Annotated in this window: 23 protein-coding genes and 1 other RNA gene; 12 read left to right on the forward strand and 12 right to left on the reverse strand. The window is 69.6% G+C overall.

Going from position 1 to position 24,518, the window contains the following annotated elements; genetic code table 11:
* Positions 1 to 94 precede the first annotated feature (94 nt).
* The 3 genes from H4F90_RS11185 to petA are packed head-to-tail and all read right to left on the reverse strand — an operon-like array spanning position 95 to position 2,919.
* Complete coding sequence (locus H4F90_RS11185; RefSeq protein ID WP_182664589.1) at positions 95 to 862, reverse strand: cytochrome c1; 768 nt, start codon at positions 860 to 862, stop codon at positions 95 to 97.
* Positions 863 to 893: 31 nt separating this feature from the next.
* Positions 894 to 2,294 carry a cytochrome b gene (locus H4F90_RS11190; RefSeq protein ID WP_182664591.1) on the reverse strand — a complete coding sequence of 467 codons (1,401 nt, stop codon included), beginning with the start codon at positions 2,292 to 2,294 and terminating at the stop codon, positions 894 to 896.
* A 22-nt stretch (positions 2,295 to 2,316) separates the two neighbouring features.
* Positions 2,317 to 2,919, reverse strand: coding sequence for a ubiquinol-cytochrome c reductase iron-sulfur subunit (gene petA / locus H4F90_RS11195; RefSeq protein WP_182664593.1), 603 nt, complete (start codon positions 2,917 to 2,919; stop codon positions 2,317 to 2,319).
* A 202-nt stretch (positions 2,920 to 3,121) separates the two neighbouring features.
* On the opposite strand from petA, the gene mscL reads away from it, so the two are divergent.
* Positions 3,122 to 3,547 carry a large conductance mechanosensitive channel protein MscL gene (mscL, locus tag H4F90_RS11200; RefSeq protein WP_182664595.1) on the forward strand — a complete coding sequence of 142 codons (426 nt, stop codon included), beginning with the start codon at positions 3,122 to 3,124 and terminating at the stop codon, positions 3,545 to 3,547.
* Positions 3,548 to 3,559: 12 nt separating this feature from the next.
* Here mscL and pdxA read toward each other — a convergent pair whose 3' ends face one another.
* Positions 3,560 to 4,609 carry a 4-hydroxythreonine-4-phosphate dehydrogenase PdxA gene (gene pdxA / locus H4F90_RS11205; RefSeq protein ID WP_182664597.1) on the reverse strand — a complete coding sequence of 350 codons (1,050 nt, stop codon included), beginning with the start codon at positions 4,607 to 4,609 and terminating at the stop codon, positions 3,560 to 3,562.
* A 7-nt stretch (positions 4,610 to 4,616) separates the two neighbouring features.
* Complete coding sequence (locus H4F90_RS11210) at positions 4,617 to 5,369, reverse strand: Nif3-like dinuclear metal center hexameric protein (protein WP_182664599.1); 753 nt, start codon at positions 5,367 to 5,369, stop codon at positions 4,617 to 4,619.
* 18 nt (positions 5,370 to 5,387) lie between these two features.
* On the opposite strand from H4F90_RS11210, the gene H4F90_RS11215 reads away from it, so the two are divergent.
* The gene (locus H4F90_RS11215; protein WP_182664601.1) at positions 5,388 to 6,554 is read left to right on the forward strand and encodes a S1C family serine protease; all 1,167 of its coding nucleotides are present in this window, start codon (positions 5,388 to 5,390) and stop codon (positions 6,552 to 6,554) included.
* 32 nt (positions 6,555 to 6,586) lie between these two features.
* Here H4F90_RS11215 and H4F90_RS11220 read toward each other — a convergent pair whose 3' ends face one another.
* From H4F90_RS11220 to pyrC, 4 genes are all read right to left on the reverse strand, one after another.
* Positions 6,587 to 7,807 carry a multidrug effflux MFS transporter gene (locus H4F90_RS11220; RefSeq protein WP_182664603.1) on the reverse strand — a complete coding sequence of 407 codons (1,221 nt, stop codon included), beginning with the start codon at positions 7,805 to 7,807 and terminating at the stop codon, positions 6,587 to 6,589.
* Positions 7,808 to 7,925: 118 nt separating this feature from the next.
* An RNA gene (gene rnpB / locus H4F90_RS11225) (RNase P RNA component class A) lies at positions 7,926 to 8,287 on the reverse strand.
* 23 nt (positions 8,288 to 8,310) lie between these two features.
* On the reverse strand, positions 8,311 to 9,078 hold the full coding sequence (locus tag H4F90_RS11230; RefSeq protein WP_182664605.1) for an NYN domain-containing protein: 768 nt from the start codon (positions 9,076 to 9,078) through the stop codon (positions 8,311 to 8,313).
* Positions 9,079 to 9,115: 37 nt separating this feature from the next.
* On the reverse strand, positions 9,116 to 10,165 hold the full coding sequence (gene pyrC / locus H4F90_RS11235; RefSeq protein ID WP_182664607.1) for a dihydroorotase: 1,050 nt from the start codon (positions 10,163 to 10,165) through the stop codon (positions 9,116 to 9,118).
* A gap of 135 nt (positions 10,166 to 10,300) precedes the next feature.
* Here pyrC and epsI point away from each other — a divergent pair, with 135 nt between their 5' ends.
* Positions 10,301 to 11,002 (forward strand): exosortase-associated protein EpsI, B-type, encoded by a 702-nt coding sequence (gene epsI, locus H4F90_RS11240; protein ID WP_328700912.1) that lies wholly within the window; start codon positions 10,301 to 10,303, stop codon positions 11,000 to 11,002.
* Between the two features lie 45 nt (positions 11,003 to 11,047).
* Here epsI and galE read toward each other — a convergent pair whose 3' ends face one another.
* The 3 genes from galE to H4F90_RS11255 are packed head-to-tail and all read right to left on the reverse strand — an operon-like array spanning position 11,048 to position 14,850.
* A complete protein-coding gene (gene galE / locus H4F90_RS11245; RefSeq protein WP_182664611.1) occupies positions 11,048 to 12,073 on the reverse strand; it encodes a UDP-glucose 4-epimerase GalE in 1,026 nt (341 codons plus the stop codon).
* The gene (locus H4F90_RS11250; RefSeq protein ID WP_182664613.1) at positions 12,070 to 13,410 is read right to left on the reverse strand and encodes an outer membrane beta-barrel protein; all 1,341 of its coding nucleotides are present in this window, start codon (positions 13,408 to 13,410) and stop codon (positions 12,070 to 12,072) included. The genes galE and H4F90_RS11250 overlap by 4 nt, the downstream gene beginning before the upstream one ends.
* Positions 13,411 to 13,455: 45 nt before the next feature.
* Positions 13,456 to 14,850 carry an undecaprenyl-phosphate glucose phosphotransferase gene (locus H4F90_RS11255; RefSeq protein ID WP_182664615.1) on the reverse strand — a complete coding sequence of 465 codons (1,395 nt, stop codon included), beginning with the start codon at positions 14,848 to 14,850 and terminating at the stop codon, positions 13,456 to 13,458.
* A gap of 167 nt (positions 14,851 to 15,017) precedes the next feature.
* On the opposite strand from H4F90_RS11255, the gene H4F90_RS11260 reads away from it, so the two are divergent.
* The 9 genes from H4F90_RS11260 to clsB all read left to right on the forward strand — a co-directional run bounded on the left by H4F90_RS11260 (position 15,018) and on the right by clsB (position 24,487).
* Positions 15,018 to 15,554, forward strand: coding sequence for a hypothetical protein (locus H4F90_RS11260; protein ID WP_182664617.1), 537 nt, complete (start codon positions 15,018 to 15,020; stop codon positions 15,552 to 15,554).
* On the forward strand, positions 15,551 to 17,128 hold the full coding sequence (ubiB, locus tag H4F90_RS11265; protein WP_182664619.1) for a ubiquinone biosynthesis regulatory protein kinase UbiB: 1,578 nt from the start codon (positions 15,551 to 15,553) through the stop codon (positions 17,126 to 17,128). The genes H4F90_RS11260 and ubiB overlap by 4 nt, the downstream gene beginning before the upstream one ends.
* A gap of 138 nt (positions 17,129 to 17,266) precedes the next feature.
* A complete protein-coding gene (locus H4F90_RS11270; RefSeq protein WP_182664990.1) occupies positions 17,267 to 18,706 on the forward strand; it encodes a sodium:solute symporter family protein in 1,440 nt (479 codons plus the stop codon).
* A gap of 133 nt (positions 18,707 to 18,839) precedes the next feature.
* Complete coding sequence (locus tag H4F90_RS11275) at positions 18,840 to 19,193, forward strand: FmdB family zinc ribbon protein (RefSeq protein ID WP_182664621.1); 354 nt, start codon at positions 18,840 to 18,842, stop codon at positions 19,191 to 19,193.
* Positions 19,194 to 19,257: 64 nt separating this feature from the next.
* Entirely contained in the window at positions 19,258 to 19,908 is a 651-nt protein-coding gene (locus tag H4F90_RS11280) for a DUF502 domain-containing protein (RefSeq protein WP_182664623.1), read from the forward strand.
* 66 nt (positions 19,909 to 19,974) lie between these two features.
* Entirely contained in the window at positions 19,975 to 21,765 is a 1,791-nt protein-coding gene (gene aspS, locus H4F90_RS11285; protein WP_182664625.1) for an aspartate--tRNA ligase, read from the forward strand.
* Positions 21,766 to 21,837: 72 nt separating this feature from the next.
* The gene (nudB, locus tag H4F90_RS11290; RefSeq protein ID WP_182664627.1) at positions 21,838 to 22,323 is read left to right on the forward strand and encodes a dihydroneopterin triphosphate diphosphatase; all 486 of its coding nucleotides are present in this window, start codon (positions 21,838 to 21,840) and stop codon (positions 22,321 to 22,323) included.
* The gene (locus H4F90_RS11295) at positions 22,320 to 23,144 is read left to right on the forward strand and encodes an endonuclease/exonuclease/phosphatase family protein (protein ID WP_182664629.1); all 825 of its coding nucleotides are present in this window, start codon (positions 22,320 to 22,322) and stop codon (positions 23,142 to 23,144) included. The genes nudB and H4F90_RS11295 overlap by 4 nt, the downstream gene beginning before the upstream one ends.
* Before the next feature lie 11 nt (positions 23,145 to 23,155).
* The gene (gene clsB, locus H4F90_RS11300; protein WP_182664631.1) at positions 23,156 to 24,487 is read left to right on the forward strand and encodes a cardiolipin synthase ClsB; all 1,332 of its coding nucleotides are present in this window, start codon (positions 23,156 to 23,158) and stop codon (positions 24,485 to 24,487) included.
* The last annotated feature ends 31 nt before the right edge of the window (positions 24,488 to 24,518 follow it).

The raw sequence follows: 24,518 nt of genomic DNA on the forward strand, positions 1-24,518 counted from the left end.
CTGTCTCTCGGAAAACACGAAGCGGAGCAGGCGTCCGAACGCCTGCTCCGCCCTCACCGGGACCGCCTGGGCGGCCCCCGGTCAGATCACACGATCACTTCACGTCTTTCCAGTAGGCCGCGTTCAGGCGCCAGGCGATGACCATGAAGACCGCGAGGAACAGCAGCACCCACACCCCGAGGCGCACGCGCTGCTGGGCCACGGGTTCGCCCATCCAAGTCAGGTAGGCGACGAGGTCGGCGACCGCGTCGTCATAGGCCTGCGGGCTCAGCTTGCCGGGGGTCACCTGCTGGAAACCGGCGAAGACGTGCGTGGTCTTCGCGGGGTCGTGCGCATCCACTTCTTCCTTGTAGACCGCGGTGCGCTGGCCTTGCAGCTCCCACAGGACGTGCGGCATGCCGACGCCCGGGAAGGCCAGATTGTTCCAGCCCGTGGCCTTGGTTTCGTCGCGGTAGTAGGTGCGCAGGTAGGTGTAGAGGTAGTCCGCACCCGTGCCGCCGTGGCCGGCGCGCGAGCGGGCGATCACGGTCAGGTCCGGGGGCAGGCCGCCGAACCAGTCCTTGGCGTCCTTCGCATCCAGCGCCACCTTCATCGTGTCCCCCATCTTCTCGGTCGAGAACATGAGGTTCGACTTGATCTGCGCGTCGCTCAGGCCGAGGTCGCGCAGGCGGGTGTAGCGCATGAAGGCCGCCGCGTGGCAGTTCAGGCAGTAGTTGGTGAACAGCTTGGCGCCATGCTGCAGGGCAGCGAGGTCGGTCAGCTTCTTCTCGGGGAATTTGTCCCAGGCGATGCCTTCCGAGGAGGCGCGGACGCCGCCTGCGGTGGCCATCAGCGCCAGGAAGAGGGCGATGAGCTTCTTCATGATGTGGTGGGTTCTGGCGTTGAGGGCGGCTTCAGTGCGCGTGGAAGACCACGCGATCGGGGACCGGCTTGAAGGTGCCCAGACGGGTCCACCAGGGCATCAGCAGGAAGAAGCCGAAGTACACCAGGGTGCCAATCTGCGAGACCAGCTCACCGGTCGGCGACGGCGGCTGGATGCCGAGGTAGCCGAGGATGAAGAAGAAGATCACGAAGATGCCGTACAGGTACTTGTGCCAGTCCGGACGGTAGCGGATCGACTTGACCGGGCTGCGGTCCAGCCAGGGCAGGAAGAACAGGATGACGACCGCGCCACCCATGACCACCACGCCCCAGAACTTGGCCTCGAAGACCTTCAGCAGCGCCACGCCGACCAGCGCGCCCACGATCAGCAGCAGCTTGCCCTTGGCCGAGAAGCCGCCCTTGAGCAGGCTCAGCACGACGCTGACGCCGACGATCGCGCACAGGACGTTGATCATCGGATCGGTCGTTGCACGCAGCATCGAATAGAACGGCGTGAAGTACCAGACCGGGGCGATGTGCGCGGGGGTCTTGAGCGGGTCGGCCGGGATGAAGTTGTTGAACTCCAGGAAGTAGCCGCCGAACTCGGGCGCGAAGAACACGATCGCGGTGAAGATCAGCAGGAAACCCGAAACCCCCAGGATGTCGTGCACCGAGTAGTAGGGGTGGAAGGGGATGCCGTCGAGCGGCTTGCCGTTCGCGTCCTTGTTGGCCTTGATCTCGACCCCGTCCGGGTTGTTCGAGCCCACTTCATGCAGCGCGATGATGTGCGCGACGACCAGGCCCAGCAGGACCAGCGGCACGGCGATCACGTGGAAGCTGAAGAAGCGGTTCAGCGTGGCGTCGCCGACCACGTAGTCACCGCGGATCAGGATCGACAGGTCCGGGCCGATGAAGGGAATGGCCGAGAACAGGTTGATGATGACCTGGGCGCCCCAGTAGGACATCTGGCCCCAGGGCAGCAGGTAGCCCATGAAGGCCTCGGCCATCAGGCACAGGAAGATCGCGCAGCCGAAGATCCAGACCAGCTCGCGCGGCTGGCGGTAGCTGCCGTAGATCAGCCCGCGGAACATGTGCAGGTAGACCACGACGAAGAAGGCCGAGGCGCCGGTCGAGTGCATGTAGCGCACCAGCCAGCCCCAGGGCACATCCCGCATGATGTATTCGACCGACGCGAAGGCCAGGGCCGCGTCCGGCTTGTAGTGCATCACCAGGAAGATGCCGGTGACGATCTGGATCACCAGCACCAGCAGGGCCAGCGAGCCGAAGAAGTACCAAAAGTTGAAGTTCTTCGGCGCGTAGTACTCGGAGAGGTGCTCCTTGTACAGCTTGGACGCCGGAAAGCGGTTGTCCACCCAGTTCAGCAGCTTCTGGGCTGCCGGCGCGTCGGCCGGCACGGTCTTGAATTCAGCCATGGTTGCCTCGTGATGCTCAGGTTCAGGCCTTCTTCGCTTCACCGATCAGAAGACGGGTGTCGCTGAGGAAAGTGTAGGGAGGCACCTCGAGGTTGTCGGGCGCAGGCTTGTTTTTGTAGACCCGGCCGGCCAGGTCGAAGGTCGAGCCGTGGCAGGGGCACAGGAAGCCGCCCGCCCAGTCGGCCGGCAGCGAAGGCTGGGCGCCCGGGGTGAAGCGGTCGACCGGCGAGCAGCCCAGGTGCGAACAGATGCCGACGGCCACGAAGATCTCGGGCTTGATCGAGCGCCAGGCGTTGCGGGTCTCCTCCATCGGCGTGACCTCGGCGGCCTTGCGCTCGGACGCCGGGTCGGCGACCTGGGACTCGGTGGCCTTCAGCGATTCGATCTGCTCGGGCGTGCGGCGGATGATCCAGACCGGCTTGCCGCGCCATTCCACGGTCAGCTTCTCGCCAGGCTTCAGGGCCGAGATGTCGACCTCGATGGGGGCGCCGGCCGCGCGGGCGCGCTCCGACGGTTGCAGGGTGCTGACGAAAGGCACCGCGACCGCAGCCCCGCCGGCCACGCCGGCACAGGTGGATGCGATCAACCAGGTGCGCTTGCCCTGATCGACAGTCTGATCACTCATGGGGATCCTCGGCAAAAACGTTGGCAAGGCGGGACATTGGGGTCAACCCGAAATTCTAGACCAGCCCGCCGCCGCTTCCCAAGATCTCCCAGCCCGGCACTGTCTCGTTCCGTCGCCAGCCCCCGCAATGCACTTGACGCCGGGGGCACGGCATGAATACTCGCGCCGCCGGGCCGTTCCGGCGTCAGCCGGGAGTCAGGCGATGAGCGTCATCGACGAATTCAAGCAGTTCGCGATCAAGGGCAATGTCATCGACCTTGCGGTCGGCGTCATCATCGGCGGCGCGTTCGGCAAGATCGTCGATTCGATGGTCGGCGACATCATCATGCCCCTGGTCAGCCAGCTCTTCGGCGGCCTGGACTTCAGCAGCTACTACCTCGCCCTGGCCGGCCAGGCACCCGGCCTGCCGCTGGCCGAGGCGCGCAAGGCCGGCGCGGTCTTCGCCTACGGCAACTTCATCACCGTCTCGCTGAACTTCCTGATCCTGGCCTTCGTGATCTTCATGATGGTCAAGCAGATCAACCGCCTGAAGGCCAGCGAGCCGCCGCCCCCGCCGGCCGAGCCGGCCCCGACGCCCGAGGACATCGCGCTGCTGCGCGAGATCCGCGACGCATTGAACCGGCGCTGACCGGCGCCGGGCTCAGCCGCCGGTCAGGCGGCGGGCCATGTGCGCCGCGGCGATCAGGCTGGCCGGGTCGGCGGTGCCGAGCCCGGCCTTGTCGAAGGCGGTGCCGTGGTCGGGGCTGGTCCGCACGAAGGGCAGGCCCAGGGTCACGTTCACCCCCTGCTCGACGCCGAGGTATTTCACCGGGATCAGGCCCTGGTCGTGGTACTGGGCGATCACCAGGTCGAATTCGCCGGCCCGCGCGCGCATGAAGACGGTGTCCGGCGCGAAGGGGCCTTGCGCGTCGATGCCCTCGGCCCGCGCGGCGGCGACGGCCGGCGCGATGTGGCGAATCTCCTCGTCGCCGAACAGGCCGCCCTCGCCGGCATGCGGGTTCAGACCGGCCACCGCGATGCGCGGCCGCGGCTGGCCCCAGCCGGCTGCCGCGGCGTGGGCGATGCGGATCGTCGCCAGCACGTTCCTGGCCGTGACCTGCTCGATGGCCTGGCGCAGCGACACATGGATGCTGACCAGCACGGTCTTCAGCTCCGGGCTGGCCAGCATCATCCGCACCGGCGGCAGCGTCTCGCCCGGCCGGCCGCCCTCGGCCTGAAGCAGCTCGGTGTGGCCCGGGTAGGGCTCCCCGGCCGCGGCCAGGGCCTCCTTGTGGAGGGGCGCGGTCACCAGGGCGGCAGCTTGCCCGGCGCGCACCTGGGCGATGCCGGCACGGACGCAGGCCGCAGCCGCCCGGCCGGCATCAGCCTCGATCTGGCCGGGGGGCCGCGCGGCCAGGCCTGCCGGCAGGCCCGGCACCGGCCAGACCGGCAGCACGCCGGGCGGCAGGTCCCGGGCATCGGCCGGCTCGCCAATCAGCGCGATGGGCAGGGGCAGCACGGCGGCATGCGTGCCCGCGTCACGCGCGTTGTCGGCCGCAGCCACCCAGGCGGCGGCGCGGCGCATCACCGCTGCATCGCCCAGCACGTAGCCGCCGGGCACGGCCCGCTGCGAGAAGGCGCGCACCAGGATTTCGGGGCCGATGCCATTCGGGTCGCCCATCGTCAGGGCCAGGGGATGGGGGGCAGGCATGCGGGGCTCAGGCCGGGTTGTCGATGTCGAGGAAGCGGTGGCTCAGGCCGAAGTGCGCGGCCAGGTGCTCGCCCAGGGCCGGTGCGCCGTAGCGCTCCGTCGCATGGTGGCCGGCGGCCAGGAAGGCGACGCCGGTCTCGCGGGCCAGATGGGCCTGGGGTTCGGAGATTTCGCCGGTCAGGAAGGCGTCGGCGCCTGCGGCGATGGCAGCCTCGAACCAGCCCTGGGCCCCTCCCGTGCACCAGGCGATGCGGGCCAGCGGCCGGCCATCGCCGGGCACGACGGTGGCGCGGCGGCCCAGCGCGGCCTCGACCCGCTGCACCAGCTCAGCCAGGGCCAGCGGCTGCGCGGGCTCGGCCAGGGCACCCAGCTGCTGATCGCCGAAGCTGCGGGCCACATCCAGGCCCAGCCGGCGGCCCAGCTGGGCGTTGTTGCCCAGTTCGGGGTGGGCGTCGAGCGGCAGGTGGTAGGCGAAGAGGCGCACGTCGGCGGCCATCAGCCGGGCCACGCGGGCCTTGAGCCAGCCGGTCAGCCGCCCGTCCTGGCCGCGCCAGAACAGGCCGTGATGGACGAGCAGCGCATCGGCCCCGTCGGCCAGCGCCGCATCGATGAAGGCCAGGCTGGCGGTCACCCCGCTGACCAGCCGGCGGATGCCGGGTTTGCCCTCGACCTGCAGACCGTTCGGCCCATAATCCTTGAACCGGTCCACCTCCAGCAGCCGGCCCGCATAAGTCCCCAGCGTGTCCCGCGTCGTCGTCATCGGCTGCCTGCTTTCTTCATGCGCAAAACCTGGCTGATTTTCTCGCAGGCGGTCACGGTCGCCCTGGCCCTGCTCTTCGTGGTGGCCACGCTCAAGCCGGAGTGGCTGGATCGGCGGCCCCTGGCCTCGGTGGTTCCCGTCATGCCGCCGCCTTCGGGCAGCACGGCGCCGGTGATGGTCAGCCAGGTGCCCGGCACGGCCGGCCTCGGCTTTGCGCCTGCGGCGAAGAAGGCGGCACCGGCCGTGGTCAGCGTGGTCACCAGCAAGACGGCGCAGCGGAATCCGCAGTCGGTCGACCCCTGGTTCCGCTTCTTCTTCGGCGAGCGCGGCGAGCCGCAGCCGCAGGGCGGCATCGGTTCGGGCGTGATCGTCAGCGCCGACGGCTATGTGCTGACCAACAACCATGTGATCGATGGCGTCGACGAGATCGAGGTGGTCGTTTCCGACGGACGGCGCACCGCCGCGCGGGTGATCGGCAGCGACCCCGAGACCGACCTGGCCGTGCTGAAGATCGATCTGGACAAGCTGCCGGCCATCACCTTCGGGGCCTCCGATGCGCTGCAGGTCGGCGATGCGGTGCTGGCCATCGGCAACCCCTTCGGCGTCGGCCAGACGGTGACCTCGGGCATCGTCAGCGCGCTCGGCCGCAACCAGCTGGGCATCAACACTTTCGAGAACTTCATCCAGACCGATGCCGCCATCAACCCCGGCAATTCCGGCGGGGCGCTGGTCGATGCCAACGGCCACCTGATGGGCATCAACACGGCGATCTACTCGCGCTCGGGCGGCAGCATGGGCATCGGCTTCGCGATTCCCTCGGCCACGGCGCGGCAGGTGATGGACGGACTGATCCGCGACGGGGCGGTGGTGCGCGGCTGGATCGGCGTCGAGCCGCGCGATCTCAGCGCCGAGATCGTCGAGACCTTCAAGCTCCCGGTTCGCGAGGGCGTGCTGATCACCGGGGTGCTGCAGGGCGGTCCGGCCAGCAGCGCCGGCCTGCGGCCTGGTGATGTCGTGACCCGCGTGGCCGAGCAGCCGGTGGCCAACACCGCGCAGCTCTTGAATGCCGTGGCCGCCCTCCGGCCCGGCAGCCGCGCGCCCTTGCAGGTGCAGCGTGGCGACCAGACGCTGGCGCTGACCGTCGTCGTCGCGCAGCGGCCCCGTCCGCTGGTCCGGCCCCGCTGAACGGTCGACCCGCCGAAGGCTTGGCGTCGCCTTCAGCGCCGGGCGGCGGCGGGCAGCTGCCGCCGCACCCACAGCCAGGCCAGCAGGCCGATGCCCATCAAGCCGAGCGAGCCCAGAGCCAGCGCGACGGTGGAATGCATGACCAGGGGCGTGACGAGGCCCGCGACCAGGCCGTTGGACAGGCTGCCCACCCCCATCTGCAGCGACGACGCCATGCCACGCCGCGTCGGCGCCAGGTCCAGCACCATCAGCGTGACCACCGGCACCATCAGCGCCCAGCCGAAGGAGAAGATGGCCACCGGCAGCATCGCCCAGCTCGCATGGGCCGGGAAGGCCAGGTTGGCGGCCACGTTCAGCAGCGAGATGCCGACCATGATGCGGAAGCCGCGCCGGATCTGCCGCTCCGGGGGCAGCTTGCCGGCCAGCCGGCCGCTCCACCAGGCGCCGGCCATGATGCCGGCGATGTTCAGCACGAAGAACCAGAAGTACTCGGTCGGCGCCAGCCCCAGGTGCTCCCCCAGCCAGGCCGGGGCCGCCATCACGTAAAGGAACATGCCGTTGAAGGGCACCCCGCTGGCCAGGGCCAGCGCCAGGAAGCGCGGGTCGGCCAGCAGCTCGGCGTAGCCGGCCAGCAGGGGCTTCAGCCGCAGCGGCTGGCGCTGGCTGATGTGCAGCGACTCGGGCAGCAGGCGGCCGTGGAAGGCGAGCAGCAGACCGCCGACACCGGCCAGGAACCAGAACACCGCATGCCAGTCCAGGCGGTCGAAGAGCAGGCCCCCGACCATGGGCGCGATCGCCGGCGCGATGCCGAAGAAGAGCGTGACCTGCGACATCACCTTCTGCGCCTCGGCCGGCGGGAACATGTCGCGGATGATGGCCCGCGACACCACCACCCCCGCGCCGGCCGACAGGCCTTGCAGCGTGCGGAAGGCGATCAGCTGGCCGATGGTCTGCGACAAGGCACAACCCGCCGAGGCGATCGTGAACACCACCAGCCCGGTCAGCACCACCGGCCGCCGCCCCAGCGCGTCCGACAGCGCGCCATGGAAGAGGCTCATGAAGGCGAAGCCGAAGAGGTAGGCCGACAGGGTCTGCTGCATCTGCGCAGGGCTGGCGCCGACCGAAGCCGCGATGCCGGTGAAGGCCGGCAGGTAGGTGTCGATCGCGAAGGGGCCCAGGGCGCCCAGGCCGGCCAGCAGCGCGGCCAGCATCCAGCGGGGGGCCCGCCAGAGGGCGGCGGCGTCGGGATTCATCCGAAGACTCGTTGGGATCGCCGGCGGGCTCGGGCCACGACGGCGGCCGCGCGGGGCGGACCGATCCCGGCGGGCCCCCGCATGCAGTGCGCGGGGACGGAGCCGGGTCCATGCATTAGTGTGAAGCGGGCCGATAGGCCGGATTCTGTGCAGGGTCGAAGGCTTGCGCCCGCGACCCCGTGACCGCCATTCCTCTGGGCCAGGGATCGCTCGCCTGGCTCGGTGCTACCCACCCGCCGGCACGTGCGGGACCACACTCCACGCGATCCCGAGGGATCGCGCACGCCGGCCTATTCGGTATTGCTGCGCGCAGAGATTGCCCGTTTCACCCCGGCCGGTTGCCCGGCCGGACTCGTCTCTGTTGCTCTGATCCTCACCTCGCGGTGGAGAGCCGTTAGCTCCTGCGCTGCCCTGTGCAGTCCGGACCTTCCTCCCGTGCCACCTTTCGGATCCGGCACCGGCGGCGGTCTGGCCCGCTTCACGCAGAGGATTGTCGCAGGGCTTCAGGCGGGCTTGGCGGCCTTGGCGTTGCGCTTGTCACGCACGGCCACCTGGCTGGTGCCCTCGTGGCTCAACTCGAAGAGCTGGGTCGCAACCAATAGCTTCGTCAGGGTGGCATAGCCGTAGTTGCGCGGGTCCAGCGAGGCTTGGTTGGCGATCTGTTGACCCACCACGCCGACCCGGGCCCACCCGCTGTCGTCCAGGGCCGCATTCACCGCATTGCGCAGCAGCGAGACCAATTTGGTGTTCTGCCGCAGTTGGGCCGTCGGCATGCGGATGGCCTGCGCCGGGGTGCTGGGCGCCTCACCCTCGACCTCCGCAGTCGGGGCACCCGCAGCCGCCAGCTGATTCAGGAAGAGGAAGCGTGAACAGGCATTGACAAAGGGCTCTGGGGTCTTCGGTGCGCCAAAACCATAGACCGCCGCGCCCTTGGCCCGCAGGTGCATGACCAGCGGGGTGAAATCAGCATCGCTGCTGACTAGGCCATAGGCATCGGGCCGGTCGGTGTAGAGCAGGTCCAGCGCGTCGATGGTCATCGCCATGTCACTGGCGTTCTTGCCCTTGCTGACATCGAACTGCTGCATCGGCCGGATGGCGTGCTCATGCAGCACCTCCTCCCAGCCCTTGAGCTCGGGCTTCTTCCAGTTGCCGTAGGCGCGGCGGATGTTGGTCTCGCCGAAGGTCGACAGCTCGGTCAGGATCAGGTCGATCTTGTTCGCCGGTGAGTTGTCGGCATCGATCAGCAGGGCGACGCGGGGTTTGCGTTCCATGACAGCACGGGAAGGATGGAGGCGGGTCGCGGTGTTTTCAGTCGACCTGCAGCCGCCAAGCCAGGGTCTCGCCGCCGCGCAGGGGCTTGAGCACGGTCTCGCCGAAGGGCAGGGTCTCGGGCAGGGCCCAGGGCTCGCGCCGCAGCGTGACGGTGCCGGTGTTGACGGGCAGGCCGTAGAAGGCCGGGCCGTGCAGGCTGGCGAAGCCTTCCAGTTTGTCCAGCGCCCCGGCGGCCTCGAAGGCCTCGGCATACAGCTCCAGCGCACTCAGCGCGGTGTAGCAGCCGGCGCAGGCGGCGGCATGCTCCTTGAGCGGCGCGGCATGCGGCGCGCTGTCGGTGCCGAGGAAGAAGCGCGGGCTGCCGGAGGTGGCCGCCTCGACCAGGGCCAGGCGGTGCGTCTCGCGCTTGAGCACGGGCAGGCAGTAGTAATGCGGCCGCAGGCCGCCCTGGAAGATGGCGTTGCGGTTGTAGAGCAGGTGGTGGGCGGTCACCGTCGCGGCGATCGGGCCCTCCGCGTCTCGCACATAGTGCGCGGCCTCGCGGGTGGTGATGTGCTCGAAGACGATCTTCAGCGCCGGGAAGTCGCGGCGCAGCGGCTGCAGCACGCGGTCGATGAAGACGGCCTCGCGGTCGAAGAGGTCGATGTCGCCGTCGGTCACCTCGCCGTGGATCAGCAGCAGGAGGCCCTCGCGCTGCATGGCCTCCAGCGTCGCGTGGCACTTGCGAAGATCGGTCACCCCGGCATCGCTGTTGGTGGTGGCGCCGGCCGGGTAGAGCTTGAAGGCAAGCACGCCCGCCGCCTTGGCGCGCTGCACTTCCTCGGGCGGCGTGTTGTCGGTCAGGTAGAGCACCATCAGCGGCTCGAAGTCCGCGCCCGGCCCGATGGTCGGGCGGGCGGCCAGGATGCGTTCGCGGTAGGCCAGGGCCTGGGCCGCGGTGGTGACCGGCGGCTTCAGGTTGGGCATGACGATGGCGCGGGCGAATTGCCGCGCGGTGTCCGGCAGCACGGCGGCCAGGGCCGCGCCGTCGCGCAGATGCAGGTGCCAGTCGTCGGGGCGGGTGAGGGTGAGGAGGTCGGCGCTCATGGCTGAATTGTCGGGCCTGGGCGGGCTCAACCCCGAAGCCTGCGCGCCACCGGCCCTCGGTCACAATCCACCATGGCAGACCGCCCCGCCGTGCGGGGCACCGGTCCCTTTTTTCCTCCCCTGGCGTCTCTCCGCATGCCCCTGCAGCAGCCCCTTGCCGTCCGGCGAGCCCTTCTCGCCACCGGACTGATGGTCGGAGCCTCGGCCCTGGCCTACAGCCTGCGTCCCCGCAGCCATGCCGGGGAGGCCGAGTCGCGCCTGGATCTCGAGGTGCTGGTGCCCAAGACCTTCGGTGGCTGGGCCGTGGATGCGACCCAGGCCCAGCCCCTGGTCAATCCGCAGACCCAGGAGCTGCTCGACAAGCTCTACAACCAGATCCTGTCGCGCACCTACCTCGGCCCGCAGGGCGAGCGGGTCATGCTTTCGCTGGCCTATGGTGGCGACCAGCGCAGCTCGCTTCAGGCCCACATGCCCGAGGTCTGCTACCCGGCCCAGGGCTTCAAGCTGCTGGGCCTGCAGGACGGGACGATCGATCTGCCGGCCGGCCACATTCCCGTGCGCCGGCTGATGACCGAGCTCGGGCCGCGCAAGGAACCGCTGACCTACTGGTTCACGATGGGCGGCGCGACCGTCAAGAGCACCTGGGACAAGCGGCTGGTGCAGCTGCGCCTGCTCTTGACCGGACAGATTCCGGACGGTCTGCTCTTCCGCGTGTCGACCCTGGATGCCGATCCCCAGGCCGGCTGGGCCGCGCAGCAGCGCTTCGTGGCCGACCTGATGGCCGCCGTCGATGCGCCCACCCGCATCCGTCTCGCCGGCCTGGCCCCGGCGCCCTGAAGCCCGCGGGCTTGCCCGGGCGCGTCCGCGGCGCTGCGCCGGCCCTCAGCCCAGGCCGTTGGGCTCGCGGGTCTGCCAGGCCCAGCTGTCGGCGCACATCGCGTCGAGCCCGCGCTTGGCCTCCCAGCCGAGCAGTTCGCGGGCACGCTGCGGATCGGCCCAGTAGGCCGGCAGGTCGCCGGCCCGGCGCGGGCCGAAGTGATGCGCGATCGGATGACCGCATGCGCGCTCGTAGGCGCGCAGCACCTCCAGCACGCTGTGGCCCTGGCCGGTGCCGAGATTGACCGTCAGGCCGCCGGGCTGGCCCAGCAGGCGGTCCAGCGCAGCGACATGGCCCTCGGCCAGGTCTTCCACATGCAGGTAGTCGCGCATGCAGGTGCCGTCGGGCGTCGGATAGTCCTTGCCGAAGATCTGCAGCGACTCGCGCCGGCCGATCGCCACCTGGGCGATGAAGGGCATCAGGTTGTTCGGCACGCCGCGCGGGTCCTCGCCGAGCCGGCCGCTGGGGTGCGCGCCGACCGGGTTGAAGTAGCGCAGGCAGGCCAGCTGCCAGGCCGGCTCGCGCTGGCTCAGCGCGGTCAGCCACTGCTCGCCGTGCAGCTTGGTCAGGCCGTAGGGGTGGGTGGCCCCGAGCCGCACCGTCTCGCGCCAGGGCGGCGGTTCCTCGCCGGCATAGACGGTGGCCGAGGAACTGAACACGAAGCGGTGGATGCCGCGTGCGAGCAGGGCCTCGCAGACCGTCCACAGCCCGCCCAGGTTGACCCGTGCGTAGTCGAAGGGCTTCTGCACCGACTCGCCGACCGCCTTGAGCGCGGCGAAGTGGACGACCGCATCGACCGGATGGCGGTCCAGCACGGCCTCCACGGATGCACGGTCGGTCACGTCGGCTCGCTCGAAGACGGGACTGCGGCCCGACAGCTCGGCGATGCGCTCCAGCACCCTCGGCGAGCTGTTGGAGAAGTTGTCGAGTCCGACGACCTCATGCCCGGCGGCCAGCAGCGCCAGCCAAGTGTGCGAGCCGATGTAGCCGGTGGCTCCCGTCAGCAGGACCCGTGCGCCGCGTGCGCTCATTCGAGCGCCACCGAAGCGCTGCAGCCCACGACGTTGGCGGAGTAACTGCTGACCGAGGCGATCGCATCGCGACGGATGTAGCTGTAGTCACAGCTGAGGCCCACGATGCGATGCACGGCCCAGGAGGCCCCCAGGTTAAAACGCGTGCTGGTGGTGGTGCTGCTGCTGGAACCCGGGAGAGCAATCAAGGAGCGATCGACGTTGTCGCGGGATACCGTGGCACTGGTCCTCACGGCGATCTTGGACGTCGCAGCCCATGAAGCCCCGACGTTCAGGATGTTGGACAGCCGTGCATCGGTCAGGAAGCTCAATTCCGGCGTCAACACGGGTGGGCTGCCAGCCGGCGCCGAATTCACGATGCGCTGGCTTGCGGTTTCACCTGTCCCGGTCTGACGGGTGAAGCCGGCGTTGAGCGTGATCTTGGAGGTGAGCGCATACGAAGCGCTGACCGAGCCGGTCAGGCCGGAATAATCACGGCCGCCGATCTGGTCATGTTTTTCATCGGCGTAAGACAACGAGCCCTTGAGCCGCAATCGGTCGCCCGGTGCGTAGCTCATCTGGACCGTGATGTCGGAGCGGTCGAAGTCGTCGTTCGTGTACTCGCCTTGTGTCTGGCTGATGCGCAGGCCGACGTTGAAGTCGGGGCTCGGTTTGTGCAGTACGCCAAGGCCCAACGTCCTGTTCTGACGCGCACGTAAAGCAGTCGAGGTGTCGGTGTAGTCAACGTCGGTCAGGTCACCAAAGGCCTCAAGGCTCCACATCGAGAACAAGCCGTATCGTCCGTCGAAGCTCAGGTATCGGGTCTTGGCTTGATTCTTCACGTTGCGCACCACGCCGCCGCCGCCAGGTAGATCGATCAAGCTGTCCAACGGCACTTGATCACGGCTGACACCGGCCTGCACGGAACCTGCCAAGTTGTTACCGACTTCCCAGGCCAGCCGACCGTTAAGGCGGTAGCCAGTGTTGTCGAGCTGGTCATTGTCCTGGTAAACGTTCCGAAGTACCGTCCCTTCGATGTTCAGCACTTGGCGGCTGAGAAACAGGCGCGTACCCAAGGTGGCGCTGGTGGTGCCGATCACATCCGACTCTTGGCCGCTACCGCGGCGGAAGATGTTGTCTTCGAAGCGTACTGACTGACCCAGCCGGGCATAAAGGCCTCGTGTCGGCTCAAACAGCCCACTGGGCAGCATGACCGGGGTGCCTGATGCCGCGGCAGTTTCCGGGGAGCCGCTGCTCTCGCTCTGCGCGACAGCGGGTGTCTGCCAAGCCGCCATGACGGCCAGGGCCAGGGTCGTGGGCAGCATGGCGTGCCGGAAGCTGTCGATGGTGATTTTCATCCGATTCTCCTTGCGAGTTTTGCAAGCGCCATGCCGCGATGGCGTTCAGTAAGCATGACGATCAAAGACCAGCAACTTGATCGTACGTGCAATGATTTGCAGATCGAGGCTCAGGGACCAGTTGCGGAGATATTCCAGGTCGTACTCGACCCGGGCCTGCATCTTCTCCAGCGTTTCGGTTTCTCCGCGCAGGCCATTCACCTGGGCCCAGCCGGTGATGCCCGGTTTGACCTTGTGCCGGACCATGTACGCGCGGATCAGGCGACGGTATTGCTCGTTGTGGGCGACCGCGTGCGGCCGGGGGCCGACGATGCTCATGCGGCCCTGCAGCACATTGATGAACTGCGGCAGCTCATCGAGCGAGGTGCGGCGCAGGAAAGCCCCGAAAGGCGTGATGCGCGGGTCGCCCTTGGTGGCCTGCTTGACCACGGCACCGTTGTCCATGGTCCGCATCGAGCGGAACTTGTAGACGATGATCTCCTCGCTATCGAGGCCGTTGCGGCGCTGGCGGAAGATGACAGGCCCCGGGGAGCTCAGCTTCACGCCGATGGCCAGCACGATCAGGATCGGCGCGATCAGCACCAGGATGATGCTGGCCAGCACGACGTCCGTGACCCGCTTGATCAGCTTGTTCGTCCCGGTGAACGGCGTCTCCAGGATGCCGACCACCGGCACGCCATTCAGGTCCTGCAGCCGCCCTTGGATGATGCTGATACCGAAGATGTCGGGCACGTAGAACAGCGAGGCGGTGGTGCCCTGCAGCGAGGCCAGCAGCTGCTGGATGCGTGGCTGCGAACCCATCGGCAGGGTGATGTAGACCTCGTGCACCCCATAGGCGCGGATGTAGTCCGCCACCTCGTCGAAGCGACCCAGGCGCTGGGGCGCGGCCTCCGGGTCGAGGCGGTCGCCTTCCCGGTCGTCGAAGTAGCCCGACAGATGGAGATGGCCTTCGACCTGGGCCATCAGCGCCCGGGCGACCTTCACGCCCAGCGGGCCCGCCCCGACGATCACCACGCTGCGCCGGTTCCACGGGCGCTTGGCCCGCTTGCGAATGATGCGGCGCCCGATCAGCACCGCCAGCCACAGCACCATCGGTGTCAGCGTGGCCCACCACGCCAGCACGTGGAGTTCGAAAAAATGAAAGCTGTTGGTCGCATACCCGCACAACCCCAGGATGGCGAGCAGGCTGATCCAGGAGCTTAGGATTTCCACCGCCGAGCTCAGCGGGCGGTCAAGGAAGCGGTCGCGACCGGGGAAGGTCAGGGCAAAAACCAGCAGGCACAGCGTCAGCGTCGCGCGCAGAACAGGTTCGTCATGAGCGTGCGTAACGACGAGGAAGGTGCCAACGATGATGGCTGGCTCCAGGAACGCCGCGACCAGCGATCGCACGGATTGCGGTGCGCTGTAGAAGGTTCGCTTGTGGTCGCGCTGTTCGTACATCGGTCGTTCGGTCGGGCCTCAAGTGCGTGGCCTGCGCAGCGTTTCCTGCGGGCATAGGAAATCCAAAGCAGCCCAATCACGCCGCGAAAAGCATGCGCATTGTGGCAAAGCCCAGCCGCCAGCCCTCCAGGCAATCCCCGCCGTGGTGCGCCTCCTACAATCCATGCATGTTTCAGGCCCTCCAAGACGCCCTCGCGCCGGACCGCTGGTGGACCCCCGTCCACGAGCGGCTGACCCTGCTGATCAACCACCTGCTTTTCGGTGAGCCCGCCGCGCTGGAGCGGCTCCGGCCGCATGGCGGACGCGTGGTCGAGTGCCGCGCCGACGGGGAGGCCCTGCCGGGCCTGCGTCTGCCCGTCACCCGCTGGCGCATCACGCCAGCCGGTGCCCTGGAGGCCGAGCTGCCCGGGGATCAGCCGGCCGACCTGCGTCTCACCGTGCGCCTGCTGCCCTTGCCGCAGGCCCTGCCGCAGATGCTCGCCGGGCGCCGGCCGCCGGTCGACATCGAGGGCGATGCACAGCTGGCCGCCGACGCGGCCTGGCTGATCGACACGCTCCGCTGGGATGTCGAGGCCGATGTCGAGCGCCTGGTCGGTCCGCTGCTCGGGCCGCGGCTGAGCGACGCCGGCCGCGCCCTCGCGGCGGGCCTGCACGCCTTCGCGGCCCGCCTGCAGGCGGTCTGGCCGGGCGCTGCCGGCCGATGAGGCATGCGCTGCGGCTCGCGTTCATCGCGCTGACCGCCCTCCGCTTCGGGCTGGACCAGCTCGTCCTCGGCAGCCTGCCGCATCCGGGCCTGCGTCTGCTGGGTCGCCTCGTGCGGCTGGGCCGGCGTTTCGATGCGCCGCGCGGCGAGCGCCTGCGCCAGGCCCTGGAGCGACTCGGGCCGATCTTCGTCAAGTTCGGCCAGGTGCTGTCCACCCGCCGCGACCTGCTGCCGCCGGACGTGGCCGACGAGCTGGCGCGTCTGCAGGACCGTGTGCCGCCCATTCCCAGCGAGCAGGCCCGTGCCCTGGTCGAAGCCGCCTACGGCCGGCCGGTCGAACAGGTCTTCGCGCACTTCGAGCGCGAGCCGGTGGCCAGCGCCTCGATCGCCCAGGTGCATTTCGCCCGGCTGCACGACGGCCGCGAGCTTGCGGTCAAGGTGCTGCGGCCGGGCATCCTGGAGGTCATCGATTCCGACCTGGCGCTGCTGCGCAGCGCGGCCCGCTGGATCGAGCGCCTCAGCGCGGACGGCCGGCGCCTGAAGCCGCGCGAGGTCGTCGCCGAATTCGACAAGTACCTGCACGACGAGCTGGACCTGGTCCGCGAGGCATCCTGCGCCGCCCAGCTGCGTCGCAACATGGAGGGCCTGAACCTGGTGCTGGTGCCCGAGATGCACTGGGACCTGTGCACGCCGACGGTGCTGGTCATGCAGCGCATGCACGGTGTGCCGATCAGCCAGGTCGAGCGTCTGCGCGCGGCCGGGGTCGATTTCAAGAAGCTCGCCCGCGACGGCGTGACCATCTTTTTCACCCAGGTCTTCCGCGACGGCTTCTTCCATGCCGACATGCACCCCGGCAACATCCAGGTCAGCCTGGCGCCGGCCACCTTCGGCCGCTACATCGCGCTGGACTTCGGGATCATCGGCACGCTCACCGAGACCGACAAGGACTACCTCGCGCAGAACTTCATCGCCTTCTTCCGCCGCGACTACAAGCGTGTGGCCGAGCTGCACGTGGAGAGCGGCTGGGTGCCGGCGGCCACCCGCATCGACGAGCTGGAGGGCGCGATCCGCGCCGTCTGCGAACCCTATTTCGACCGGCCGCTCAAGGAGATCTCGCTCGGCCTGGTGCTGATGCGCCTGTTCCAGACCTCGCGCCGCTTCAATGTCGAGATCCAGCCGCAGCTCGTGCTGCTGCAGAAGACCCTGCTGAACATCGAGGGCCTGGGCCGCCAGCTCGACCCGGACCTGGACCTGTGGAGCACCGCCAAGCCCTTCCTCGAACGCTGGATGAACGAGCAGGTCGGCTGGCGCGGCCTGCTGGAGCGCCTCAAGGACGAGGCCCCGCGCTACGCCCGCATGCTGCCCGAGCTGCCCCGCCTGGTGCACGAGGCCCTGGCCGCCCAGACCCAGCAGGCCCGCGAGCTGGCCGAGCAGCGCCAGCAGATGGCCCTGCTGCTGCGCGAGCAGCGGCGCAGCCACCGCCTGCTGCAGGCCGCCGTCTACACCCTGCTGGGCTTCGGTCTGGGCGGGCTGGCCACCCTGATCCTGCAGCGCCTCCTGAGCCCGCCGCTCTGAGCCCGGGGCCGCCCGCCGCGGCCGGAGCCCGGTCGGCACGGACCTTGCGCCCATAATTCGGCGCCCCCCGGAGGCCTGTCCGGCTCCCTGGGGATCCGCCGCACCGTCCGCAGCCGACCCCCTGCCGCCATGAACACGATGCTGATCGGCGCCATCGCGCTCTATCTCCTTCTGACCGTCGTCGTGGGCCTGCTGGCTGCGCGTCGCGTGCACAGCGCCAAGGACTTCGCCCTGGCCGGTCGCAGCCTGCCGCTCTACGTGGTGGTGGCCACCACCTTCGCCACCTGGTTCGGCTCGGAGCTGGTGCTGGGCGTCAGCGCCAAGTTCGTGGAGGGCGGCTTCAACGCGGTGATCGAGGACCCGGTCGGCTCCTCCTTCTGCCTGATCCTGGTGGGCCTGTTCTTCGCGCGCAAGCTCTACAAGAAGACCCTGCTGACCATCGGCGACTACTACCGCCAGCGCTTCGGCCCGGCCGTCGAAGGCCTGTGCTCGCTGATGATCCTGCTGAGCTACCTGGGCTGGGTGGCCGCGCAGATCACTGCCCTGGGTCTGGTCTTCAACCTGCTCAGCGACGGCGCCATCCCGGTGCTGGCCGGCATGGCCATCGGCACCGGCGTCGTGCTGGTCTACACCCTGTTCGGCGGCATGTGGTCGGTGGCCATGACCGACCTGGTGCAGATGATCGTCATCGTCCTGGGCCTGGTGGCCATCGCCGTGATGGCCGCCGATCTGGCTGGCGGCACCGACCGGGTGCTCGCCGTCGCCACCGAGCGCGATCTCTTCCGCTTCCTGCCCGAGCCGAGCGCGCACGACTGGCTGTTCTTCGTCGGCGCGGCCGTCACGCTGATGTTCGGCTCCATCCCGCAGCAGGACGTCTTCCAGCGCGTGATGGCCGCCAAGGATGCCGACACGGCCGCGCGCGGCCCCGTGCTCGGCGGCCTGCTCTACCTGCTGGTCGGCCTGGTGCCGATGTTCATCGTGACGAGCGCCCTGCTGGTCATGCCCGAGGAAGCGACCGCGCTGCTGGCCGACGATCCGCAGAAGATCCTGCCGACGCTGATCCTGCAGCACATGCCGCTGGTGGCCCAGGTCTTCTTCTTCGGCGCGCTGCTGTCGGCCATCATGTCGACCGCCTCGGCGACGCTGCTGGCCCCCTCGACCATCTTTGTCGAGAACGTGCTGCGCCATCTGCGGCCGGGCATGGACGACGCGACCCTGCTGCGCACCCTGCGCGTCACCGTGGTCGGTTTCACCGCGCTGGTCTTCGCCTATGCGGTCTTCGTCGAGGGCACGCCGATCTACGACATGGTGGCCAGCGCCTACCAGATCACCCTGGCCGGCGCCTTCGTGCCCCTGGTGGCCGGTCTGTACTGGAAGCGCGCGACCACGCAGGGCGCGCTGCTGTCCATCGTGCTGGGCATCGGCCTGTGGGCGGTGTTCACCTTCGTCGGCGACCTTGGCGAGCACTTCCCGGCCCAGCTGGCGGGCCTGGGCGCGGGCGTGCTCGGCATGGTGCTGGGCTCGCTGCTGCCGCAAGGGGTGCGCGACAAGCACGAGAAGCCCCACGACGTGGTCTGAGCCTGTCGTGGGAGGCCCGGCCGCTGCGCGGCAGGGCCGGAGCCCGGCTCCTATACTTGTGGGTTGCATTGCCCAGGCAGGGGTGAATCCAAGCGTCCCTGCCGTCCACGATTCACGCGCAAGGACCCCCCCCATGCCGATCTACGCCTACCGCTGCGAAGCCTGCGGCCACGCGCAGGACGTGCTGCAGAAGATCTCCGACCCCCTGCTGAGCACCTGCCCCGCCTGCGGGGCCGAGGCCTACCGCAAGCAGGTCACCGCCGCCGGCTTCCAGCTCAAGGGCTCGGGCTGGTACGTGACCGATTTCCGCAATGGCGGCGGGGCCACGGCCACCGCCGCGCCCGCCGCGACCCCGCCCGCAGCGGCCGCGGCCGGCACGGCAGCCGCCGCGCCGGCCCCTGCGCCCGCAGCCGCCACGGGTGGCGAGGGCAGCGGCGCAGCGTCCGGCCCGTCCACGGCCTGCGGCGGTTCCTGCGCCTGTCATTGAGCCGCGTCCGGCCGGTCCGGCGGATCCCCTGTCCCGCTGCCGTGACCCGGCCCCGATCGCACGCATGAAAAAGTACCTCATCGCCGGCCTGCTGGTCTGGCTTCCGCTGGCGATCACCGTCGCGGTGCTCGTCTGGGCCCTGGGCCTGGTCGACGGCGTGTTCGGCGGTTTCGTCAACGCCGCCTCGCGGGTGCTGCCCGAGGGGGCGGTCGCGGTGCTTCGGCAGCTTGATGCGGTACCGGGCGTCGGCCTGCTGGCCATGCTGGCCGTGCTGCTGCTGACCGGCGTGGCCGTGACCAACTACATCGGCCAGTGGTCGCTGCGGCAGTGGGATCGGCTGCTCGGCCACATCCCGATCGTCAAGTCGGTCTACAGCTCGGTCAAGCAGGTCTCGGACACGCTGTTCTCCAGCAGCGGGAATGCCTTCCGCGAAGCGGTGCTGGTCGAGTACCCGCGCCGCGGGGCCTGGACCATCGCCTTCGTGACCGGCCAGCCGGCCGGCGAGCTCGTCTGCCACCTGCCCGCCGAGCCGCATGTCAGCCTCTATGTGCCGACCACGCCCAACCCGACCTCCGGCTTCTACCTGATCGTGCCGCGCTCCGAGGTCAAGCCCCTGGCCATGGACGTGGACGCGGCGCTCAAGCACATCATCTCGATGGGCGTCGTCGCGCCCCCCGAAGTCGCGGCCTCGGCTGCCCTGCCGCCGGCGGCCTGAGCCGGCCGGCCTGCCCCCTTTTCGACGCGCCGCCCGAGCGGCCCGCATTTTCCGGAGACATCCCGCATGCGCACCACCTACTGCGGCCTCGTCAGCGACGCGCTGCTCGGCCAGACCGTCACCCTGATGGGCTGGGCCCACCGCCGCCGCGACCATGGCGGCGTGATCTTCATCGACCTGCGCGACCGCGAAGGCCTGGTCCAGATCGTCTGCGACCCGGACCGCGCCGAGCAGTTCGCCACCGCCGAAGGCGTGCGCAACGAGTTCTGTCTCAAAGTCGTCGGCAAGGTCCGCGCCCGGCCGGCCGGCACCGAGAACGCCAACCTGGTCAGCGGCAAGATCGAGGTGCTCTGCCATGAGCTGGAGGTGCTCAACCCCAGCGTCACGCCGCCCTTCCAGCTCGACGACGAGAACCTCAGCGAGACGGTGCGCCTGACGCATCGCGTGCTGGACCTGCGCCGCCCGCAGATGCAGAAGAACCTGATGCTGCGCTACCGCGTGGCGATGGAGGTGCGCAAGTACCTCGACGAGCACGGCTTCGTCGACATCGAGACGCCCATGCTCACCAAGAGCACGCCCGAGGGCGCGCGCGACTACCTGGTGCCCAGCCGCGTGCACGACGGCCAGTTCTTCGCGCTGCCGCAGTCGCCCCAGCTCTTCAAGCAGCTGCTGATGGTCGCGGGCTTCGACCGCTACTACCAGATCACCAAGTGCTTCCGCGACGAGGACCTGCGCGCCGATCGCCAGCCCGAGTTCACGCAGATCGACATCGAGACCTCCTTCCTGACCGAGGTCGAGATCCGCGCGATGTTCGAGGGCATGATCCGCCACGTCTTCCGCAAGGCCATGGACGTGGAGCTGGGCGACTACCCCGTCATGCCCTACAGCGAGGCGATGCACCGCTTCGGCAGCGACAAGCCCGACCTGCGCGTGAAGCTTGAGTTCACCGAGCTGACCGAAGTCATGGCCGACGTGGACTTCAAGGTCTTCAGCGGCCCGGCCACCACGCCGGGCGGCCGCGTCGTCGCGCTGCGCGTGCCGGGGGGCGGCGAGATGTCGCGCGGCGAGATCGACGGCTACACCGAGTTCGTCAAGATCTACGGCGCCAAGGGCCTGGCCTGGATCAAGGTCAATGACCTGGCCAAGGGCCGCGAGGGCCTGCAGAGTCCCATCGTCAAGAACCTGCACGACCGCGCGATCGAACAGATCCTGGCCCGCAGCGGCGCGCAGAACGGTGACCTGCTCTTCTTCGGTGCCGACAAGGCCAAGGTGGTCAACGACGCCATCGGCGCCCTGCGCCTGAAGGTCGGCCACAGCGAGTTCGGCAAGAAGGCCGGCCTCTTCGAGGACCGCTGGGCCCCGCTGTGGGTGGTCGACTTCCCGATGTTCGAGCACGACGACGAGGACGACCGCTGGAACGCCGTGCACCACCCCTTCACCGCGCCCAAGGACGGCCACGAGGACTTCATGGTCAGCGACCCGGGCAAGTGCGTGGCCAAGGCCTACGACATGGTGCTCAATGGCTGGGAGCTGGGCGGCGGTTCGGTGCGGATCCACCGCGCCGACGTGCAGGCCAAGGTCTTCGATGCGCTCAAGATCGGCGCCGAGGACCAGCGCATCAAGTTCGGCTTCCTGCTGGATGCGCTGCAGTACGGCGCTCCTCCGCACGGCGGTCTGGCCTTCGGCCTGGACCGCCTGGTCACGCTGATGACCAAGGCCGAATCCATCCGCGACGTCATCGCCTTCCCCAAGACCCAGCGCGCCCAGTGCCTGCTGACCGGCGCCCCCAGCCTGGTCGACGAGAAGCAGCTGCGCGAGCTGCACATCCGCCTGCGCAATCCGGCAGCCACGGCCTGAGGTGCCGGCGTCCTGGAGCCTTGCAAGGCCTGATCGCCCGGTGGACGGGCTGCAGGCCCTAAGCTCCTCGGCATGACGAACACGCCCCGCCCGCCCAAGATCCCCGAGTCGGTTCTCGTCATCATCCACACCCCCGCGCTGGAGGTGTTGCTGATCGAGCGGGCCGATGCGCCGGGCTTCTGGCAGAGCGTGACCGGGTCCAAGGACCGGCCCGACGAGTCCCTGGTCGAGACCTGCGTGCGCGAGGTGGCCGAGGAGACCGGCATCCAGCTGGGCGCGCCCGGCATTCCGCCGGGTGCGCTGCGTGACTGGGGCCTGTCCAATGTCTACGAGATCTACCCGCGCTGGCGCCACCGCTATGCACCGGGCGTGACGCACAACACCGAGCATGTCTTCGGCCTGTGCGTGCCGGCCGGCACGCCGGTGACGCTGAGTCCGCGGGAGCACACCGCCCACGCCTGGCTGCCCTGGCGCGAGGCGGCCGACCGCTGCTTCTCGCCCAGCAATGCCGAGGCCGTGCTGCAGCTGCCCCGCCTGGCCGCCGGCCCGCCGGCATGAGCCTGCCGCCGCTGGCCTCCAGCCTGCTGCCGCCGGCCATGCGCCGGCCCGAGGGCGGGCGCCTGCTGCGGATCGCGACGTACAACATCCACAAGGGCGTGCGCGGCCTGGGGCCGGCCAAGCGGCTGGAGATCCACAACCTCGGCGCGGCCGTCGCCGCCTTCGATGCGGACCTGATCGCCTTGCAGGAAGTCCGCCGCCACAACCACCGCGAGGCCCGCCGCTTCGACCACAGCCGCTTCGGCTGGCCCGCGCAGGAGCAGGCCGACTTCCTCGCCCCGGCCGGCCATGTTGCGGCCTACCGCAGCAATGCCCGCACCCGGCATGGCGAGCACGGCAATGCCCTGCTCAGCCGACTGCCGATGGGCGAGCCCCTGCACCGCGACCTGTCGGACCACCGCTTCGAGCAGCGCGGCCTGCTGCAGCTGCCGGTGCAGCTGCCAGGGGGGCACCTGCTGACGGTGGTGGTCGTGCATTTCGGCCTGCACCACGCCGGCCGGCGTCGCCAGGCCGAGCGCCTGATCGCCCACCTGGCCGAAACGGCGCCGCAGGGCCCGCTGCTCGTGGCCGGCGATTTCAACGACTGGGGCGAGAAACTCGACCCGGTCTTTGCCGCCGCCGGCCTGCAGCGCGCGCGCGCGCCCGACGGCGCACGACGCGCGACCTTCCCCTCGATCGCACCGATCTTCGCGCTCGACCGCTTCTACGCGCGGGGCCTGCGCTGCCGGGCCCTGCATGTGCCGCGCGGCCTGGCCTGGGCGCGGATGTCGGATCACCTGCCGCTGGTGGCCGATTTCGAGGCCCCGGCCCCGGGCGGCTGAGGCCGGCTGCGATGGACGCTGCGCAGCCTCCGCGGCCCGACCGGTCGGTCTCGGCGGCAGCCCGCTGGCTGCGTGACCGCCGCTGGTACCTGCAGCGCCGGCCGCAGGAGGCCGACGGCCACGAGCTGCTGCTGCTGCGGGGCGGCGCGGCCTATTTCGAGGACCTTGTCGCCGCGATCGACCATGCCGTGGCCGAGGTCTGGGTGGCCAGCTACATCTTCGAGGATCCGGCGGGGGATCCGTCCGCGGCGCGGGTGGCGGCGGCGCTGGCCGCGGCGGCCCGCCGCGGGCTGCGCGTGCGGGTGGTGGTCGACGGCTTCGGCTCGCGCCGTGCGCTGCCCGGCCTGCGGGCCGTGCTGGAGCCCGCAGGGGTGGATCTGGCCGTCTTCCGGCCGCTGACCGGCTGGTGGCACTGGCTGCAACCCCGTCAGCTCCGCCGCCTGCACCACAAGCTGGCCGTGGTCGATGGCGCCGTGGCCTGGTGCGGCGGCATCAACCTGATCGATGACCACCTGGACCAGCACCATGGCTGGACCGACAGCCCCCGGCTCGACTACGCCCTGCGTCTGCGCGGCCCCGCGGTCGGGCCGATCGCGCAGACGCTGAGCGCCGTCTGGCATCGCGCCTGGCTGGGCCATGACTGGCGCGACGAGCTGCGTGCCCTCGTGCGCCACCCCCGGCCGGTCGCGCAGATGCGCGCGATCTGGCAGCGGCTGCACCCCCCGCGTCGCGGCCTGCGGCGCCCGGCGGCCGAGCCGGCCCCCGGGCGGGCAGGCTTCGTGCTGCGCGACAACCTGCGGCAGCGCCGCGCGATCGAGCGGGCCTATCTCGAAGCCCTCGGACGGGCGCGCGACAGCATCGACATCGTCTGCCCCTATTTCTATCCGGGCCGGGCCTTCCTCCAGGCCCTGCTTGCGGCGGCTGCGCGTGGCGTGCGGGTGCGCCTGCTGCTGCAGGGCAAGGTCGACCTGCCAGTGGCCGCGTGGGCGGCACGCGTGCTCTACGAGGAACTGCTCGAGGGCGGCTTGCAGATCTACGAATACACCCCGGCCTTCCTGCATGCCAAGGTCGCGCGGGTCGACGGGGACTGGGCCACGCTCGGCAGTTCGAACATCGACCCGCTGTCGCTCCTGCTCAATCTGGAGGCCAATGTGGTCGTGCGCGACCCGGACTGCGTTGCCGCGCTTCGTGCCGGACTCGCGCAGGATTTCGCCGCGGCACGCGAGGTGCATCGGGACGAGCTGTCCGCGCGGCCCCGCTGGCGCTGGGCCCTGCGCCGCCGCCTGATCGCCTGGCTGACCCGAGCCTATCTGTGGATGGCGGGCGGCCCCGACCGCTCCTGAGCCGGCTCGCGCTGGATGCCCGCTCGCCCTG

Source organism: Aquariibacter albus (genome assembly GCF_014145335.1).
GTDB lineage: Bacteria > Pseudomonadota > Gammaproteobacteria > Burkholderiales > Burkholderiaceae_C > Aquariibacter > Aquariibacter albus.

Excerpts from the sequence above, each read along its gene's own strand:
- H4F90_RS11255 (WP_182664615.1), bottom strand. The coding sequence starts at position 14,850 with ATGTACGAACAGCGCGACCACAAGCGAACCTTCTACAGCGCACCGCAA.
- H4F90_RS11295 (WP_182664629.1), top strand. The coding sequence starts at position 22,320 with ATGAGCCTGCCGCCGCTGGCCTCCAGCCTGCTGCCGCCGGCCATGCGC.
- galE (WP_182664611.1), bottom strand. The coding sequence starts at position 12,073 with ATGAGCGCACGCGGCGCACGGGTCCTGCTGACGGGAGCCACCGGCTAC.
- H4F90_RS11210 (WP_182664599.1), bottom strand. The coding sequence starts at position 5,369 with ATGACGACGACGCGGGACACGCTGGGGACTTATGCGGGCCGGCTGCTG.
- pyrC (WP_182664607.1), bottom strand. The coding sequence starts at position 10,165 with ATGAGCGCCGACCTCCTCACCCTCACCCGCCCCGACGACTGGCACCTG.
- epsI (WP_328700912.1), top strand. The coding sequence starts at position 10,301 with ATGCCCCTGCAGCAGCCCCTTGCCGTCCGGCGAGCCCTTCTCGCCACC.
- clsB (WP_182664631.1), top strand. The coding sequence starts at position 23,156 with ATGGACGCTGCGCAGCCTCCGCGGCCCGACCGGTCGGTCTCGGCGGCA.
- H4F90_RS11280 (WP_182664623.1), top strand. The coding sequence starts at position 19,258 with ATGAAAAAGTACCTCATCGCCGGCCTGCTGGTCTGGCTTCCGCTGGCG.
- ubiB (WP_182664619.1), top strand. The coding sequence starts at position 15,551 with ATGAGGCATGCGCTGCGGCTCGCGTTCATCGCGCTGACCGCCCTCCGC.
- H4F90_RS11220 (WP_182664603.1), bottom strand. The coding sequence starts at position 7,807 with ATGAATCCCGACGCCGCCGCCCTCTGGCGGGCCCCCCGCTGGATGCTG.
- H4F90_RS11275 (WP_182664621.1), top strand. The coding sequence starts at position 18,840 with ATGCCGATCTACGCCTACCGCTGCGAAGCCTGCGGCCACGCGCAGGAC.
- H4F90_RS11185 (WP_182664589.1), bottom strand. The coding sequence starts at position 862 with ATGAAGAAGCTCATCGCCCTCTTCCTGGCGCTGATGGCCACCGCAGGC.
- H4F90_RS11270 (WP_182664990.1), top strand. The coding sequence starts at position 17,267 with ATGCTGATCGGCGCCATCGCGCTCTATCTCCTTCTGACCGTCGTCGTG.
- mscL (WP_182664595.1), top strand. The coding sequence starts at position 3,122 with ATGAGCGTCATCGACGAATTCAAGCAGTTCGCGATCAAGGGCAATGTC.
- H4F90_RS11190 (WP_182664591.1), bottom strand. The coding sequence starts at position 2,294 with ATGGCTGAATTCAAGACCGTGCCGGCCGACGCGCCGGCAGCCCAGAAG.
- nudB (WP_182664627.1), top strand. The coding sequence starts at position 21,838 with ATGACGAACACGCCCCGCCCGCCCAAGATCCCCGAGTCGGTTCTCGTC.
- H4F90_RS11250 (WP_182664613.1), bottom strand. The coding sequence starts at position 13,410 with ATGAAAATCACCATCGACAGCTTCCGGCACGCCATGCTGCCCACGACC.
- petA (WP_182664593.1), bottom strand. The coding sequence starts at position 2,919 with ATGAGTGATCAGACTGTCGATCAGGGCAAGCGCACCTGGTTGATCGCA.
- H4F90_RS11260 (WP_182664617.1), top strand. The coding sequence starts at position 15,018 with ATGTTTCAGGCCCTCCAAGACGCCCTCGCGCCGGACCGCTGGTGGACC.
- aspS (WP_182664625.1), top strand. The coding sequence starts at position 19,975 with ATGCGCACCACCTACTGCGGCCTCGTCAGCGACGCGCTGCTCGGCCAG.
- H4F90_RS11215 (WP_182664601.1), top strand. The coding sequence starts at position 5,388 with ATGCGCAAAACCTGGCTGATTTTCTCGCAGGCGGTCACGGTCGCCCTG.
- pdxA (WP_182664597.1), bottom strand. The coding sequence starts at position 4,609 with ATGCCTGCCCCCCATCCCCTGGCCCTGACGATGGGCGACCCGAATGGC.
- H4F90_RS11230 (WP_182664605.1), bottom strand. The coding sequence starts at position 9,078 with ATGGAACGCAAACCCCGCGTCGCCCTGCTGATCGATGCCGACAACTCA.